Source organism: Gimesia algae (genome assembly GCF_007746795.1).
GTDB lineage: Bacteria > Planctomycetota > Planctomycetia > Planctomycetales > Planctomycetaceae > Gimesia > Gimesia algae.
In genome coordinates, this window is record NZ_CP036343.1 from 2,193,746 (window position 1) to 2,209,876 (window position 16,131).

Genomic DNA, 16,131 nt, shown 5'->3' on the forward strand with positions numbered 1-16,131 from the left:
GGTCCAAATGGCTCTGGAGAGTCTACAGTAAAACGGGACACAGTCCAGGTTGAGATTTGACTACAAACGGAGATCAAGGTGAGCTACGCCCCTCTCAAACTCAGCTGCAAACCAGGACGAATCCAATCTCAGCGAACTTTTGATTTCTCCTGATTGAAACGTGATCCGACCGCCCTCATCCGGTATCATGAAAACCGTCGATTGAGAGAATGATTTCAATACCACTGAATTTCATCCGTTCATAAAACGACCATCGCAGCCTCTGTTCAACAAAGCACACCCCAATGAAATATACATTAGCCCTGGGTCTACTGGTCGGAATTCTGAACGGCAACCTCTCTGAAGCAGAAAACAAAAACGCACCCGCAAAGAAATCTCAAAGCAGATCGGCATCAGAGACCACCGCGCATCCCAACATCGTGATATTCCTGGCCGACGATCAGGGCTGGGGGGATTTGAGTCACAACGGCAATACCAACCTGCACACGCCTAACGTCGACTCACTGGCAAAAGAAGGCGTGAAGTTCAACCGCTTCTACGTGGGCGCAGTCTGTGCACCGACCCGCGCTGCATTCCTGACGGGGCGCTACCATGCCCGCACCGGAACCACAGGAGTCTCCACCGGACAGGAACGCTTCAATTCCGACGAATACACCATCGCCCAGGCATTCAAAGCCGCCGGCTATGCCACCGGTGCCTTTGGGAAATGGCACAACGGCACACAGTATCCGAACCATCCCAATGCGAAAGGTTTTGATGAGTACTATGGCTTCACCTCCGGCCACTGGGGACACTATTTCAGCCCCATGCTGGATCATAATGGTACCTTCGTAAAAGGCAACGGCTACATTACGGATGACCTGACGACAAAAGCGATGGCTTTCATCCAACAGCAGGTTCAGAACGACAAACCGTTTTTCGCTTACATCCCCTACTGCACACCCCACTCTCCCATGCAGGTACCCGATCAATACTGGGATCGTTTTAAAGACAAACAACTCAAGCTGCATAACCGGGAACCAGACAGAGAACAGCCTGATCACCTGCGTGCCGCCCTTGCCATGTGCGAGAATGTTGACTGGAATGTAGGACGCGTGCTGGAAAAACTAAACAGCCTCGGAATTACCGACGATACCATCGTGATCTATTTCTCCGACAATGGCCCGAACGGGGTCCGCTGGAACGGCGATATGAAAGGCAAAAAGGGCTCGCTCGATGAAGGCGGCGTCCGCTCCCCCTTCGTCATCCGCTGGCCCGGTCACCTGCCCGCCGGACGCGAGGTTAATCAGATCGCCGGTGCCATTGACCTGCTTCCCACACTCACTGATCTGGCAGGCATCCAGCGGCCTGAACCCAAACCCATCGATGGCGTCAGCCTCAAACCGTTGATGCTGAACTCAAGAGCAGACTGGCCGGAGCGCATGATTTTCTCCAGCCTGCGGAATCGCGTCAGCGTTCGCACCGATCAATATCGTCTGTCTCGCAAAGGCGAGCTATATGACATGCACGCCGATCCCGGTCAGCGAAAAAACATCGCCAAACAGAAACCGGAGATCACGGCAAAGCTGCAGCAGGCAGTCGCAGACTGGAGACAGTCAGTCTGGCCGAACGGTTATCCTGAAGATAAGCGACCGTTTTTAATCGGCTATGATGGTGCACGCTCCACACAACTGCCGGTCCGCGACGCCGTCTCGCACGGCGAAATCAAACGCTCCTCCCGGCATCCCAACTGCTCCTACTTTTATCACTGGACCAGTACCAGCGACAGCATCACCTGGAATGCAGAAGTCGATGCAGCCGGTGTGTACGAAGCGATCCTGTACTATACCTGTCCCCAGGCAGACATCGGATCGACCGTGGAACTGAGTTTTAATGGCAGCAAACTGCAGGGACAGATCACCCAGCCCCACGATCCGCCCCTGGTAGGCGAAGCACAGGACCGCGCCGTTCGATCTGAGTCGTTCGTCAAAGAATTCATCCCGATGACTCTAGGCAAGATCACCTTATCCAAAGGAACCGGCCCGCTCACTCTGCGGGCACTGGAAATCCCCGGTAGTCAGGTCATGGACTTTCGACTGCTGATTCTCAACCGGATCAAATAAACGTCAGAACCTCTGCTTCGCGTCACAGTTCGTTCTCCTCAGATTTCGATAACATAACGCACTCAACCCCTATTTATTAACTCAATTCAGTAACTTACTGAACAGCCAGAGAACCAGATGAAAACGGTCTGTTTTGACTGGTATCATCCTCACAGTGTGGTCATAATGGACTGTGATTATCGATTTTCTGATGTTTCAGTGTCACTGTTTCTCATCAGGAATGGTGTTATTTGTCTCAAACACAAATGATTGAGAAGAACCGCGATGATCGACCCCACGATAGTCCTCGATTCCTGCACTGTCTGGCAGCTCAATGATGTGAATTGCCAGTCACCTTTTTATTCCTGATAACCCGATGGATACGTTATGAAACGACTCTCTACTCTCTCTGCGATCTGCCTCGCATTGCTGTTTACCGTAACCACACATGCCGACGAAAAAGGCTTTACCCCTCTGTTCAACGGCAAAAATCTCGATGGCTGGGTCCAGCATGGCGGAAAAGCAAAATACGATATTGTTGATGATACCATCGTAGGCACTTCAGTCCCTAAAACTCCTAACAGTTTTCTCTGCACCAAAAAGAAGTACGACGATTTCGAACTGCAGGTCGATTTCAAAGTCGACCCGCTGTTAAACTCGGGTATCCAGATCCGCAGCAATGTTTTTGATCAAGACAAAACCCTCGAAACCAAAGACGCGGACGGCAAAGATAAGAAAATCAAAATCGCCGCCGGTCGCGTACACGGTTACCAGGTCGAAATTGATCCCTCCGATCGCGCCTGGTCGGGTGGCATTTACGATGAAGGCAGACGTGGCTGGTTGAATAACCTCGCTGACAATAAAGCCGCTCAGAAAGCCTTCAAGCAGAACGAGTGGAATCATTACCGCATCGTCTGCCGTGGTGACAAAATCAAAACCTGGATCAACGGTGTCCCCGCTGCAGACCTCAAAGATGATCTGACTTCCAAAGGCTTCATCGCCCTGCAGGTGCACGGCGTAGGCAACCATCCTGAAAAAGTCGGCAAACAGGTCAGCTGGCGCAATGTTAAAATCAAAGAGCTGAATCCAAAAAAAAAAGTAAAGAACAAAAAACCGGCTCCTAAAAAAGAAGTCGGCGCAGCCATTGGTGGCAACAAAGCCACACCAATCGACCGCATCTCAGCCGCCAAAGGGTTCAAGGTAGAACTGCTCTACTCCGTTCCCGGTCAGGATCAGGGCTCGTGGGTCAACCTCTGCACAGACGATAAAGGACGCCTGCTGGTCAGCGATCAGTACGGCGGCCTGTATCGCATCACGCTCCCTCCTGCGGGAGAAGAAGTGAAAGCAGAAGACGTGGAAAAAGTTCCCGCCGGAATCCGAGGCGTCAATGGCATGCTCTGGTCCAACGGCGCACTCTATGTTGGCGTCAACGACTACGAACGCAAAATCGCTTCAGGCCTGTATCGTCTTTCCGACAGTAACGGCGATGACCAGCTGGATCAGGTCGAACTGCTGCAGGAAGTCGAATCACACAGTGATCACGGCGTACACGCTCTCATGCCCACTCCCGATGGCGAAGACTTCTATCTGGTTACCGGAAACAACACCATCCCCCCCGCACTGGCCGACAGTTCGCCCGTGCGACAGGTCTGGGGTGAAGATCACCTGCTGCCCAGCATGCCCGATGGCCGAGGCCATAACCGCGGCGTACTGGCCCCCGGCGGAATCATCTATCGTGTTTCTCCCGATGGTCAGAAATTCGAAGCCTATGCTTCGGGATTCCGGAATATTTTCGATGCTGCTGTCAACCGCGATGGTGAACTCTTTACCTACGATGCCGACATGGAATACGATTTCAACACTCCCTGGTACCGTCCCACCCGTATCTGTCACGTCACCAGTGGTGCAGAATTCGGCTGGCGCAACGGAGCGGGAAAACGCCCTCCCTTTTATGCAGACAACCTGCCAGGTGTCCTGGATATCGGACCTGGTTCTCCGACCGGCATGACGTTCGGCTACGGTGCGAAATTCCCTGCGAAATACCAGAACGCTTTATATGCACTCGACTGGAGTTGGGGGAAACTCTATGCCATTCACCTCAAGCCGGAAGGTTCCTCTTATACCGCTACCAAAGAAGAATTCGTGACCGGCGCCCCCCTGCCGATTACCGACGCGATTATTCGTCCGCAGGATGGCGCCATGTATTTCACCATCGGCGGACGTCGGGTGCAGTCTGGTTTATACCGCGTCACTTATGTGGGTGACGAATCGACTGAACCTGTCGAAGCAACACCCACCGAAAATCAAGCACGTAACACCCGACATGCCCTGGAAGCCTTTCACGGCAAACAGGATCCTGAAGCCATCGAAGTCGCCTGGCCTTACCTCGCCGACAAAGACCGCTTCATCCGATTTGCCGCACGCACCGCCGTTGAGCATCAGCCCACAGATACATGGGCAGAGAAAGCACTCACCGAATCTGACCCTGCAAAACAGGTCGAAGCCTTACTGGCATTGGCTCGCGTCACAGGCGTCTGTCCTCAACATCGTGATGATCAGACTCCCGAAATCGACACCGCCATGCGGGACAAACTGTTGTCCGCTGTCATCAACATCGATGACGCCAGCCTCGACCTGTCACAGCAGTTGACGCTGCAACGTGCCTTACAGGTTATCCTGAACCGTTTTGGTCGCCCCGATGACGCAACGGTAGCAAAACTCATTGAAAAATTCGATCCGCAGTTTCCTGCAAAATCCCCTGAAATGAACTGGCTGTTATGCGAAACACTCGCCTGGCTGCAATCCCCGACCGTCGCAGAAAAAACGATCGCGCTGATGCAGTCTGCACCAACCCAGGAAGAGCAGATGCAATACGCACGCTCCATTCGCATGCTGCAGGCCGGCTGGACTCCCGAACTTCACAAAGCCTACTTCGAATGGTTCCTGAAAGCCGCCAACTACAAAGGGGGCGCAAGTTTTGATAAATTCATCGAGTTCATTCGAACCGATGCGGCCGCTTCACTCAATGAAGAACAAAAAACCGAACTGGCTGAAATTCTGGCACAGAAACCGGAAAAGAAATCCGCCCTCGAAAATCTGGGCGAAGTCTTCGCCGGTCGTCCCACAACCAAATGGACGCTCGAAGAACTTTCCGCAGCTGCCAATCAATCAATGAAGAAACGCAACTTCGTCAATGGACAGAAAATGTTCGCTGCAACAGGCTGTTATGCCTGTCATCGGTTCGGCAATCAAGGTGGTATGACAGGCCCCGATCTGACTTCAGCCGGACGACGATACTCTCCCCACGATCTGCTGGATCAAGTGATCAACCCCAGCAAAGTCATCAACGAACAGTTCTCTGCGATCTCAGTCGTGACGGTAGACGGCAAAGTACATACCGGCGTCGTCGTGAACCTGAGTGGTGACAACATGACCTTGAATACGGATCTGACCGATCCCAACAAACGGGTCAACATTGACCGCAAGACGATTGACGAACTGGTGGTTTCAAAAACCTCACCCATGCCCGCCGATCTGTTCGCCCGCATGACCAAAGACGAAATCCTCGACCTGATCGCCTACCTGATCAGCGCGGGCGATGCACAGCATCCCTTCTTCCAGGATTAAGTCTTTAAAAAGAAAATGAGACAATCATTCCCAGACAGGCTGCTTACTCACAACAGTAAGCAGCCTGTCTTTTTGTAACAAAATTAAGATACGCTGAGTTCTACTGATTCGATCTCTTTACTAAATCGAAACATCTCAGCCCTGCATAAGAGTTGATCGATTCTTCTTTCAATTTTAATTGGAATTCCTCTCAAAAAGCTGCTAGCATCGATTTTAATCAAATTGTTTTCGAAAAAAGCCAGCTTTCCTGAATTCTCAAATTTGATCTATTTCAAAATTATCACCTCTCACTAAAACTACATCGGGCCAGATTGTAATTTTCAGACCATCCAGGTCTGTCCGCCAATTCTGTATCTGAGGAACCTCACATGAAAACCAGCACACTCAAGTTGCCGGCGTGCATCATGCTACTGGCATTATGCTGCACATCCACTCTGTCCGCTGCCGACAAGCCCAATATACTCGTCATCTGGGGTGATGACATTGGCACCTGGAATATCAGCCACAATAATCGTGGCATGATGGGCTATCAGACGCCCAATATCGACCGGATTGCCAAAGAAGGAATCTCCTTCACCGATTACTACGGACAGCAAAGCTGTACCGCTGGGCGCGCTGCTTTTATTGGAGGAAATGTACCTGTCCGCACCGGTATGACCAAAGTCGGTCTGCCCGGCGCCAAAGAAGGCTGGCAGAAAACCGATGTCACCATGGCCACAGTCTTAAAGAGCAACGGTTATGCCACCGGCCAGTTCGGTAAAAATCATCAGGGAGACCGCGACGAACACCTCCCGACAGCACATGGTTTTGATGAATTCCTGGGAAATCTGTATCACCTGAATGCAGAAGAGGAACCCGAACACGAAGACTATCCGGCTGATCTGGTATTGCCTAACGGTAAAACATTCAAGGAACAGTATGGCCCCCGGGGCGTCATCCACTCCTGGGCAAATGGAGATGGAACCCAGAAAATTGAAGATACCGGTCCACTGACCAAAAAACGCATGGAAACCATCGACGAAGAAACTGTCGCTGCTGCCAAAAAATTCATCACAGAGCAGAACGCAGCCGGAAAACCTTTCTTCTGCTGGTGGAATGGAACGCGCATGCACTTCCGCACGCATGTCAAAAAAGAACATCGCGGCCTGAGTGGTCCCAGTGGTGATGAATATCATGACGGGATGGTAGAACACGACATGCAGGTTGGTGAACTCCTGCAACTGCTGGATGACCTGGGCATCGCCGACAATACGCTGGTGATGTATTCCACCGATAACGGGCCACACTACAATACATGGCCTGATGCCGGAACCACACCCTTCCGCAATGAAAAGAATTCCAACTGGGAAGGCGCCTATCGTGTACCAGCATTTGTCCGCTGGCCCGGTCATTTTCCCGCCGACAAAACACTGAATGGGGTTGTCGCTCACGAAGACTGGCTGCCGACATTTGCGGCTGTTGCCGGCGACACAAAAATAAAAGACAAACTGAAAGCAGGCGTTGAGCTCAACGGTCGAAAGTATCACAATTATATCGACGGCTATAATCAACTCGATTACCTCACGGGAAAAACGGAAGACCCGCCACGTAAAGAGTTCATGTACGTCAACGATGACGGCCAAATCGTCGCGATCCGGGCTGGAGACTGGAAAGCTGTCTTCCTGGAAAACCGCGGGATGGCGTTTGAAGTCTGGCGCGAACCGTTTACCGAGTTGCGTGTGCCTCTCCTGTTTCATCTCAGAAGAGATCCATTTGAAAAAGCACAACACAACGCAACCACTTACAACGACTGGTTCCTGTCTCGCGTGTATGTCATCGTACCAATGCAGCAGATTGCAGCAAATTTCCTGCAGACCATGCAGGAGTATCCGCCCAGCCAGTCTCCCGGTTCGTTCAACCTGGAAAAAATCAAAAAGACGATTGAGGACGCTGCCAGCGGCAGATGACCCAGCAGTTCGTAATAAAAAAGACAGACGGTTGAATTGCGAATCCTATTCAACCGTCTGTTCTTTTATCACGGCAATTCCAATTCCCGGCGAGGGGTTCCTGACATGCGATACTTATTTCTTTTACTGTTGCTATTTGTAACTCAAGTTGTTTCTGCAGCAGACCCCCTCCCTTCCTGGAACGACGGACCTGCTAAAGATGCGATTATCAACTTTGTGAAATGCGCGACCAATGATGGTTGTCCGCTCTATGTCCCGCCACAGGATCGAATTGCCGTCTTCGACAATGATGGCACCCTCTGGTCTGAACAACCCGCTTATTTTCAACTGCTGTTTGCCCTGGATCGGGTGAAAGCGCTGGCGGATCAGCATCCGGAATGGAAAACCGAACAACCTTTCAAAGCCATTCTGGAAAATGATCTCAAAGCAGCAGCGGCATCCGGCAAAGATGGTCTACTCAAAATCATGGCAGTCACACACAGTGGGATGACCACCGACGAATTTGAGGAGACCGTGCGTGACTGGATTAAAACCGCCCGTCATCCTGAAAAATATTTGCCCTACACAGAATTAGTCTACCAGCCTATGCTGGAAGTACTCAAGTTTCTGCGTGCAAATGGCTTCAAAACCTATATCGTCTCTGGCGGGGGAGTCGACTTCCTCCGGGTCTGGGCTGAAGACGTTTATGGCATCCCCCCCGAGCAGGTCATCGGCAGTAGTATCAAAGTGAAACTGGAAGAACGTGATGGCAAACCCGTCCTTCTCCGACTGGCGGAGATTGACTTCATTGATGACAAAGAGGGTAAACCGGTCGGCATCCATCGCTTCATCGGGCGCGCTCCTGTAATCGCGTTCGGCAACTCCGACGGTGATCTGCAGATGCTGCAGTGGACGGATCGTAAGCCGAATACCTTTAAAGCCCTCGTCCACCACACCGATGCGAAACGGGAATACGCCTACGACCGCAACTCGCACATCGGCCAACTCAATAAGGCCCTTGACGAGGGAACGGAGAAAGGCTGGACCGTGATTGATATGCGGAAAGACTGGAACCGCATCTATCCCACGCCTTAATTGAACGAAATTCATTCACTAACCGGAATAATCGTTAAGATCGTTTTTCTTTTGTTCTGATTGAATGGATAATTCATTCAGTAGATGGAGCCTCGCGACGAAAAATACCGAAAGGACCAGCTTTTTCACAGGATCCCTTTCGAGATATTCTATGCCCACAGGTTTGATCAAAAAACGCCACAACCTGCGAACCAGTCTGATTTTCAAATCGGTCTGTTACTCGATCTGCATTGCCAGTCTTGTCGTTTCCACACGCAGCACGTTTGCTGACGACGCATTACCTGAGTCACTGATAGAAGAGCCTCTGACAGAGGAACCCGCTTATGATCAGGCGTGTTCCAGCTGTCAATGCAGTAGCCCTGATTTCTGGAGTCAAACCACGCTCACGGAAAACCTGTTTCAACGGCGGCCCTGCCTGGCCGAGCAAGGCATCACCTTTGATGCGGACGTCTCCCAGTTTTATATGGGGGTCGCCTCAGGAGGAGCCGAACAGGAATTCCGTTACGCCGGGCATGGCGACTATGTGATGAATATCGATTCGGGCAAGCTCGGCGGACCGCAGGGACTGTTTGTAAAACTCCGCGCAGAACATCGCTTCGGTGAAAGCATCAACAACGCCACAGGCGCCATCATCCCGGCCAACATACTGCCTGACCTCCCGGTCGCAGACAGAGATCAACTCTATCTGACCAATGTTTTGTTTACGCAGATGTTTTCCGAATCGTTTGGAGTCTTCGCCGGTAAAATGGATACGCTTGATGGAGACATGAATGCGTTTGCACACGGTCGAGGTAAAACACAATTCTCCAATGCCGCCTTTGTCGCCACTCCCATTGGTCTGCGTACCATTGTTTACTCTTCGCTGGGCGCCGGGTTTCTGATTATGCAGGAAGGTGAGCCGATCTTCACCTTCACCGTGATCAACTCCACCGATACTTCCCGGACCAGTGGCTTTGATGAGCTGTTTGCCAACGGTGCATCCGTCATTCCGGAACTGCGCCTTCCCACAAATCTCTTTGGCCGCCCCGGGCATTTTCTGTTTGGCGCCAGTTGGAGCAGTCGAGATTATGCAGCGCTCGAACAGGACCCGTTTATCGTTCTGCCCGATATTCCCATCAGCCGTAAAACCGATTCCTGGTCACTCTATTGGAACTTCGATCAATATCTGTTCGTTGATCCCTGCGATGCTACGCGAGGCTGGGGAATCTTCGGACGAGCCGGTATTGCAGATGCCGAAACCAACCCGATTGAATGGTTTCTCAGTTTCGGCGTGGGAGGCAACAGCCCGATCTCCAGCCGCGAAGCAGACACGTTTGGCGTGGGCTGGTATTATTCTGCCACCAGCGACCGGCTGTCTCCCTTTATCAATACCATTCTGGGAGGCGTGGGAGATGGACATGGCGTAGAATTGTTCTACAACATTGAAGTCACAAAATGGTTCCACCTGACCGCTGATATGCAGGTACTCAGACCGGTTCGCCAGACCATCGACACCGCCCTCTTAGTCGGCTTAAGAGCCGTCATTGACCTGTAAAGCAGAAGCAGAAAATCAGACTTTGACGATAATATCTTCCGTAATCGCTTTCGGCGCATTCCGGGAAACAGACTTAATTCCACTCTTCATCCCGGTCGAATTAGCGTACCCTTCGCTGGTCCCGATGACCTGAGAATTCTTCGCCTTCAGCACAAAATAATGTTCGCCCGCTTTATTGACCAGTGCTTCATAGCGGCTGGAATCAGTGGCGTTTGTCTGCACCGAGAGAATCCCCTTCTTCGCCGACGCTTTGGAAGCATACATCTGGCTGGCGAGGATAATCTCACCGTTGTTCGCCAGCAGGTGAAAGTAGTACTTACCGTTTCGCCCCTGTTGAATCTGAAATCGGGCTGCCATGCTCGTCCCTTTCTGAAAGATGAGGAAACATCAGTATCTGTAGAATTATGGTATAATTCCCTTTCGTCACATGCAAGACGATTTCGCTATCTACCGGTTCAATCTTCTGACTGGTATTCAGGTAATGGGTTCATTCCTGTGTTGACTTGGCGTAAATTTTCACATCATCCACAACGGCGTTTCCGGGAACAGCCAGTCGCAACAGACGCTTGGTCGGATGTGCCATCCCTGCGGAGGAAAATGAACCGATGGTTTTGCCATCAATTTTGACGGTCAGCTGATCACCGCTGACTGTCACCAGCAGCGTGTACCACTTACCGGTTTCCAGTTTAACCGGGAAGCGTTTTCTTTTGGCTTTTAACTTTTCCTGTAGTTCAGCTGGCAGTTTTTTAGCAAGCCGCAGTTCGCGAGTTTTCAAATCCATGTTCCCGGTTTTGAGGTCGGTTAACTCGACAAATCGCGGGCTGACTTTCGCCATAAAAAGATGGCCCGCGTGCACTTTTTTATATTTCAGATCGGCAAAATTGAGCCCCAGGCTGTCCTTTTCATTTTCCAGCATGAATCGCAGCTCGACGGAACCATCCTGGAATTCGGCAGGATGCGTGACTGAGACAGCATGGTCCGCAACTTTATGCATGTAGATATACATCGCCCCATTTTTCAGGTCGACCTGCTTATTACCAGCAGCCCGTGTCCGGCTGTTCGTGCCCCAGCCTTTACCGATTTCATCTTTTGTTTCCTGCGATTCATTGCGTTCAAAATCGTCTTCAAAAATCAGTTTCCCACGGTCTTCAGCAAGAACAGGCACGGTCAGACAGAGTACAAGAGCGCAGGCAGAGAGGAATTGTGGTTTCACGGGTAGAGACCTTTACAACAGGAGAAGCGCAGAAATCAGGCACCGCATGCCAGACATTAATCAATCGCTATTATTTTAACGAACGAGATTCTCTTTTTGCATCGCATGCGCTTCTTTTTTCGCAGGCTCAAGAACAGCCTGCTCTCCGTCGACTGTTTTCGGTCCCGTGAAAAATGCCGACAGATCATCAAAAAACGTGTAGAGCACAGGAATCGCCAGCAGTGTCAACAGCAGTGACAGCGTCTGTCCACCGACCGCCAGCACAGCGATAGAGCGACGTTCTTCGGCCCCTGGACCAGTGGCAATCAACAACGGAATCAGCCCAGCCACAAATGAAAGCGTCGTCATCAGAATCGGCCGCAGGCGATCCCGATTCGCCTGGAGAATGGCCTGATAGCGGGGAAAGCCCTGCAGCTGCAGCGCATTGGTATGGTCGATCTGCAGAATGGCGGCTTTTTTCACCACTCCGAATAAAACCAGAATCCCCAGCGCCGAATACAGATTGAGGGTCTCGCCCCCCCAGTGCAGACTCAATAAACCAAAAGGCACTGCCAGCGGTAATGAAAGCAGAATCACCAGCGGGTGAACCAGATTCTCAAACTGTGCCGCCAATACGATGTACATGAAGATAAAGGACAGAACCATCGTCCAGCCAAAGTCTCCCAGCGTTCGCTCCAGTTCGCGACCACCACCCAACACCATTGTGTTATAGCCATCCGGGACCCCAATCTCCTCTGCAGCGGCATTCATAGAAGTGATCCCGTCCCCCAGTGCGTACCCGGAAGCCATATTCGCCCGCACCGAGATCATGCGTTGTCGATTCAGACGGTCAATTCGAGATGCAGCAGTATTGAATTCGAAGTCCACGACATTATCAATTCTCGAGAGCCGGTTCCCAGGTATTGAGTCAGTCGAATCTGCGCTCGCCTGGGGAGACGTGCGGACGTATAACTGCGAGATTGATTGAATATCACCTCGATCCAGACCAACCAGACGCAGTTCCACATCGTAGGCATCATCCACGGTCCGGTCTCGATAACGGGAAACCCGATCATCTCCTCCCACTGCAACCCGTAGCGTGTCGGCGATTTCCTGGACATCAATTCCCAAAGCAGCCGCCCGTTCCCGATCAATGCGTGCCAGCAGTTCCGGATTATCAATTTGTAGCGTGGAATACACGTCGACGATACCGGGAATCGTTTTCACTTTTTCACGTAATTTGTTACTGAAATCCAACAGTCCGTCAATGTCAGGTCCCGTGATCGAGAAGTCGATATCCACGGGTGCCCCCTGCCGCAATGACGTCAGGTTACGTACGGAAATTCGCATATCCGGAATCGTTTTGAGCTTCTTTCTGACCTCTGCCATCTTTTCACGCTGGGTGAAGTTACCGCGAAACGCGGCATTGAAATCACCATGTAACAAACCACCGAAAAAACGACCGAAGGAAAAAGTACGTTGCTCGCTATCGGTGAGACGCACGAAGATACTCGCTCGGTTCACATCTCCAAATCCACCAGAACCCACAGTCAACAAAAGCGTTTCCACCCCTTCAGTATTGATCAGCTCTTCCTCTGCCCGATCAATGACCTGATTCATCGACTGCAGCGTAGCGCCCTGGCGGGCTTCGAGACGAACTTCAAATTCCGATTCGTCCACATTCAGCGGAATATAATCCTGCTTCACCAGTTGATACAACGGGTAGTTACTCAGAATCACACCCACTGAAATCAGAAGTACCAGCCAGCGAAATCGTAGCGATAGTTTCAGAATCCAGAGATAGGACGATTCGATAATATGGTAAAAACCCGAGCGTGAGCCAGGACCATCCGGACTGGGTGTTTCCGGGCGCAGCAGCTTACTGCACATCATGGGGGTTAAACTAAAACTCACGAGCATCGAAACCAGAATCGCGACTGTCGCTGTCACACCAAACTGAAACAGCAGTCGACCAGTCACACTCGATAGAAACGAAACGGGCAGGAAGACGATCACCAGCGAGATCGTCGTTGCCAGAACCGCCAGCCCGATTTCTTTCGTCCCGATAACTGCGGCTTCGCGCGGCGACATCCCTTTTTCTTCGATGCAGTGAAATACATTTTCCAGTACGACAATCGCATCGTCGATGACGACCCCCACCATCAGTACCAGAGCCAGCATGGTCACATTATTCAGCGTGAAACCGAACAGCTTCATAAAGGCGAATGTAGAAATGATCGAAGCGGGAATCGCTACCGATGCAATAATAGTCGAACGCCACGAACGCATGAAAATCAAAACGGTAATACAGGCTAAGATACTACCCGAGATCAAATGCTGCTCCAGTTCATGCAGCGCAGTAACAATATAACGCGACTGATCCTGAACAATACTGACTTTCACATCATCGGGCAGCAGATCCTGGCTGCGGGGTAGCATACTCTTAATGCCTTCCACAACCGCCACGGTATTTTCACCCGATTGCTTCTGGATTTCCAACACGACAGCTGGTTTCTGATTCAGTCGCGCAATCGTGCGGACTTCTTTTGTATCATCAATGACGGTCCCCAGGTCCGCCAGTCGGACTGGAGTCCCATTCACGGTCTCCACCACCAGGTTAGGAAACTGATCCGAGTCGGCAACGCGGCCCATCGTTCGCAGCGACCGTTCACGGAATCCCTGATCCAGTCTCCCGCCGGGCACTTCGGTATTTTGTCTGACTAACGCATCGCGTACCTGTAAGATCGACATCTGATAGGCGGCCAGTCGATCGGCATCAATGTCCACCTTCACCGCCCGGTCTGCTGCACCGGCGATCTGAACTTCGCCCACACCGGGTGACGACTCGATTACATTTTTGACATACCGGTCTGCAAACAGAAACAGTTCCCGCGACGTACGCGGCCCTGAGACCGCCAGCGTCATGATCGGCGAGGATTCCAGATCCCGTTTCTGCACAATGGGGGGATCAATATTCGGCGGGAGTAAATTCATTGCCCCCGAGACGGCATCACGCACATCCTGAGTTGCGGCATCCACATTGCGATTCAGGTTGAACGTGATGATTACAAACGAACGGCCGTCGCGTGAAATGGAGCGCAGCTCATCAATGCCGGCTACCGTCGCCACCGCGTCTTCAATGACCGCGCTGACTTCCGATTCAACCTCCTGCGATGCCGCACCAGGGTAATTGGTTCGTACATAAATCGAAGGCATATCCATGTTCGGAAACCGGTCGACTCCCAGTTCGGGAAACGCAACCAGACCCGCCACCACTAATGCCATGATGAGCATTAAGGCGAAGACAGGCCTTTTGACACAGATTTCCGCTAACCCGTACAACGTCGATTCCCTTTATGCGAAAGCAGAATACAATTTTCAGAATGAGCTTATATTTGTGTTTTCTGTACTTCAGTCGGCAGTGGTTTCGAATCCGCCAGAATCCCGGGACGCCCTTCCCGGGCATTCAATAAGATGCGATCTCCCGGCTGCAGGCCTTCTAAAATGCGAATATATTCGCCTCGCTGCTCGCCCAGTAAGACCTCCTGCATCTTCACCTTACCGCCCTCGACTTTCCAGACCTTCTCTGTTCCGGCGAACTGCACCACGGCTGACATGGGAACCACGATGGCTTTTTGATCTGGATCGACAATGATCTGCCCTTCCGCAAACAAACCGGCTCGTAAGGCACGTTGGGAGTTATCAACGACGGATTCAAACAACAGGGCGCGACTCATCTGATCAAGAAAGGGACTGATACGTGTTACTTTTGACTGCTTCAGCGGGAGTGATTCGATCTTCAATTCGACTGGCTGACCAACCTTCAGTTGAGTCGATAAACGTTCGGGAACACTTCCCCGATAACGTAATTGATCAATCCGCACTAACACCAGCAGCGGGTCACCCATTTTGATATAACTGCCGGGGGCAACCAGTCGTTTTTGCACTACAGCAGTATAGGAGGCTGTCAGGACTGTATTGTTCAAGTCCTCCTGTGCTAAATCCAGATGCGACTGCTGCACGGTGATATTCGCCATCTTTTCACGCACACCATTTAACGCAGAATCGTAACGGGCGGCTGCCACTCGTTCGAGCGATACGATTTGATCGTATTCGGCCTGTCCCATCACCTTCTTGTTAAACAGGACACGGGCACGTTCCAGGTTGGCTTTCGCTTCGTCCCACTCCGCCTGTTGTTCTTTCGCAGGAGGTGATTTTTCAGGAACCAGATTTTCAACTAAATCACCGGGCTTCAGCCCTACCGCCGAGCGGGCCTGCGACAACTGTGCTTCTGCCTGCTTGACTCTTAACTTGAAGTCATCCTGGTAGACGGTAACCAGGGGATCGCCTGGTTGTACGACATCTCCCAGGTCGACGTGTACCTTGAAAACGCGACCTTCCACTTTAATCCCCAGTGTGGCTTCTTCATCAGGATACAGACTTCCCTGACTCCGGATAATGCGCGGCCAGTTTTCTTCTGCGACTTCCAGGGTCTGCACATTCAAGACCGGTAGCGTCTCATCTGTTTTAGAAACAGGAGCGGAATCACTACGTTCACATCCCGCAAAAAAGAGAGTTAACAGGAGGCTGAACAGGCAGGCATTTGGAGGGCGATAGCAACAATCGTTCATGGTGTCATTGTATCTGTGGATGAGCTAATGTCGAGCGATTTCCCTG

9 protein-coding genes are annotated in these 16,131 nt (G+C 51.5%); 5 read left to right on the forward strand and 4 right to left on the reverse strand.

Going from position 1 to position 16,131, the window contains the following annotated elements; genetic code table 11:
* The first annotated feature begins 284 nt into the window (after positions 1–284).
* The 5 genes from Pan161_RS07965 to Pan161_RS07985 all read left to right on the forward strand — a co-directional run bounded on the left by Pan161_RS07965 (position 285) and on the right by Pan161_RS07985 (position 10,262).
* Complete coding sequence (locus Pan161_RS07965) at positions 285–2,102, forward strand: arylsulfatase (RefSeq protein WP_145225698.1); 1,818 nt, start codon at positions 285–287, stop codon at positions 2,100–2,102.
* A 366-nt stretch (positions 2,103–2,468) separates the two neighbouring features.
* Positions 2,469–5,708: a family 16 glycoside hydrolase gene (locus Pan161_RS07970; protein WP_145225700.1), complete on the forward strand. Its 3,240-nt coding sequence runs from the start codon at positions 2,469–2,471 to the stop codon at positions 5,706–5,708.
* 404 nt (positions 5,709–6,112) lie between these two features.
* Positions 6,113–7,654 (forward strand): arylsulfatase, encoded by a 1,542-nt coding sequence (locus tag Pan161_RS07975; protein ID WP_390620746.1) that lies wholly within the window; start codon positions 6,113–6,115, stop codon positions 7,652–7,654.
* Between the two features lie 105 nt (positions 7,655–7,759).
* Entirely contained in the window at positions 7,760–8,728 is a 969-nt protein-coding gene (locus Pan161_RS07980) for an HAD family hydrolase (protein ID WP_145225704.1), read from the forward strand.
* 151 nt (positions 8,729–8,879) lie between these two features.
* Positions 8,880–10,262, forward strand: coding sequence for a carbohydrate porin (locus Pan161_RS07985; RefSeq protein ID WP_197995765.1), 1,383 nt, complete (start codon positions 8,880–8,882; stop codon positions 10,260–10,262).
* 15 nt (positions 10,263–10,277) lie between these two features.
* Here Pan161_RS07985 and Pan161_RS07990 read toward each other — a convergent pair whose 3' ends face one another.
* The 4 genes from Pan161_RS07990 to Pan161_RS08005 form a co-directional block, all read right to left on the reverse strand.
* The gene (locus Pan161_RS07990) at positions 10,278–10,619 is read right to left on the reverse strand and encodes a YegP family protein (protein ID WP_145225710.1); all 342 of its coding nucleotides are present in this window, start codon (positions 10,617–10,619) and stop codon (positions 10,278–10,280) included.
* 130 nt (positions 10,620–10,749) lie between these two features.
* On the reverse strand, positions 10,750–11,427 hold the full coding sequence (locus tag Pan161_RS07995) for a LamG domain-containing protein (RefSeq protein WP_145232546.1): 678 nt from the start codon (positions 11,425–11,427) through the stop codon (positions 10,750–10,752).
* A gap of 123 nt (positions 11,428–11,550) precedes the next feature.
* A complete protein-coding gene (locus tag Pan161_RS08000) occupies positions 11,551–14,796 on the reverse strand; it encodes an efflux RND transporter permease subunit (protein ID WP_232103659.1) in 3,246 nt (1,081 codons plus the stop codon).
* Between the two features lie 47 nt (positions 14,797–14,843).
* A complete protein-coding gene (locus Pan161_RS08005) occupies positions 14,844–16,085 on the reverse strand; it encodes an efflux RND transporter periplasmic adaptor subunit (protein ID WP_145225712.1) in 1,242 nt (413 codons plus the stop codon).
* Positions 16,086–16,131: the final 46 nt, after the last annotated feature.

What these genes read in the sequence shown, in the direction of transcription:
- Pan161_RS07965 (WP_145225698.1), top strand. Translation starts at nt 285, where the DNA reads ATGAAATATACATTAGCCCTGGGTCTACTGGTCGGAATTCTGAACGGC.
- Pan161_RS07970 (WP_145225700.1), top strand. Translation starts at nt 2,469, where the DNA reads ATGAAACGACTCTCTACTCTCTCTGCGATCTGCCTCGCATTGCTGTTT.
- Pan161_RS07975 (WP_390620746.1), top strand. Translation starts at nt 6,113, where the DNA reads ATGCTACTGGCATTATGCTGCACATCCACTCTGTCCGCTGCCGACAAG.
- Pan161_RS07980 (WP_145225704.1), top strand. Translation starts at nt 7,760, where the DNA reads ATGCGATACTTATTTCTTTTACTGTTGCTATTTGTAACTCAAGTTGTT.
- Pan161_RS07985 (WP_197995765.1), top strand. Translation starts at nt 8,880, where the DNA reads ATGCCCACAGGTTTGATCAAAAAACGCCACAACCTGCGAACCAGTCTG.
- Pan161_RS07990 (WP_145225710.1), bottom strand. Translation starts at nt 10,619, where the DNA reads ATGGCAGCCCGATTTCAGATTCAACAGGGGCGAAACGGTAAGTACTAC.
- Pan161_RS08005 (WP_145225712.1), bottom strand. Translation starts at nt 16,085, where the DNA reads ATGAACGATTGTTGCTATCGCCCTCCAAATGCCTGCCTGTTCAGCCTC.